This is a genomic window from Shigella sp. FC1661, from assembly GCF_001712525.1.
Classification (GTDB): domain Bacteria; phylum Pseudomonadota; class Gammaproteobacteria; order Enterobacterales; family Enterobacteriaceae; genus Escherichia; species Escherichia coli.
In genome coordinates, this window is the sequence record NZ_MDGW01000338.1 from 1 (window position 1) to 1,349 (window position 1,349).

Sequence of the window (1,349 nt, forward strand, 5' to 3'; positions counted from 1 at the left end):
GTCTTCGGTGAACGCACTCTGGCCACACTGGAGCGTCTTCTGAGCCTGCTGTCGGCCTTTGAGGTCGTGGTATGGATGACGGATGGCTGGCCGCTGTATGAATCACGCCTGAAGGGAAAGCTGCACGTTATCAGCAAGCGTTACACTCAGCGCATTGAGCGACATAATCTGAATCTGAGACAACATCTGGCAAGGCTGGGACGGAAGTCACTGTCGTTCTCAAAATCGGTGGAGCTGCATGACAAGGTCATCGGGCATTATCTGAACATAAAACACTATCAGTAAGTTGGAGTCATTACCTTGCTCGACCTAAACGTTTAAAAACTTCGTTAGGTTCTCTCAGTCTTTCCCCGTTGAGCTCGTTTACAACCTGATGATCGGAACCTGTTGCAAATGATTCTGCCATGATAGCTTTACTGCTTTCAAACCACGCTGAAGCACTCCTGGCGTTTTCACTACAATATTGGGTGAGACTATCACCATTAATACGAATTCCTCTTTGAATGTGGTAGTCGTCCTGATCGTAGTAACCGAGAGATAAGTAATCATTTCCGTTTTTATTTTTAATTACAATAGCGAGAGAGTCGCCTTTTTTATCTTTACCGTACCAGGTAAATAAGTCCGTTGGTTCGCTTTTCCCGCTCTCATCAAATTCCGTTACCGTATGTCTGAGTTTGTGTGATATCTTATCGAAGATAAAACTAGGATCTCCATCATATATTTCTTTTAATGCGCTGAAGATCATTTCCTTGTTATTGATATCATGAGTCTTCTCAACTATGTTGTCATTAATGATAGTACGGACGAGTTCTTTGTCTTTATAGTTCGCAGGTAATTCTATTGGTTCTTGGTTGTCGATACCAATAGTAATATGGTCTGTATCATTGGAGCCAATATCAATATAAGTAACTGAGGAATTATTAATATTAAATCTATAAGGATCGTCGTTTACTCATATGGCGTTTTTTATAAGCTCAAGTAGATGTTTAATACAGGTGCTTATTCCTTCCTTACCATTAAAAAGGTTTTTGAGCTCTTGTACTAATCCATTAACTTCATCATTGTTATTTTCATTAATGGATTCTGGGTAAGTTGCGCTGGTATTGTTGATTGAAATAGATGGTAGCATGATTTTATTCCATTTTGATTGATTTGTTACAAATATATATTACCTAATGAAATAGACTATCAAAAAACGCTCATTTATTTAGAACCTATCTTTAATTTGAGTGTATGAGCGCACAATAGCCAGGGGGGTGCCCCTATTAAGTTGTCAAGCATGTTATGACCCCTGCGGGGTATAAAAAGTCCCGTCGCGCATCATGGCGAACAGAACGTCGCAGCGTCGT

1 protein-coding gene and 2 pseudogenes are annotated in these 1,349 nt (G+C 40.3%); 1 reads left to right on the forward strand and 2 read right to left on the reverse strand.

Features of this window, described 5'->3' with window-relative positions:
- Window positions 1-285: pseudogene (locus BFF42_RS17485) on the forward strand (IS1-like element IS1X2 family transposase); the annotation flags it as partial.
- A 16-nt stretch (window positions 286-301) separates the two neighbouring features.
- Here BFF42_RS17485 and yfdF read toward each other — a convergent pair.
- Window positions 302-1,129 (reverse strand): annotated as a pseudogene (yfdF, locus tag BFF42_RS17490) (protein YfdF); the annotation flags it as partial.
- Between the two features lie 153 nt (window positions 1,130-1,282).
- Window positions 1,283-1,349, reverse strand: a 67-nt coding sequence (locus BFF42_RS27870) for a hypothetical protein (RefSeq protein ID WP_241551019.1), incomplete at its 5' end; no start/stop codon positions are given.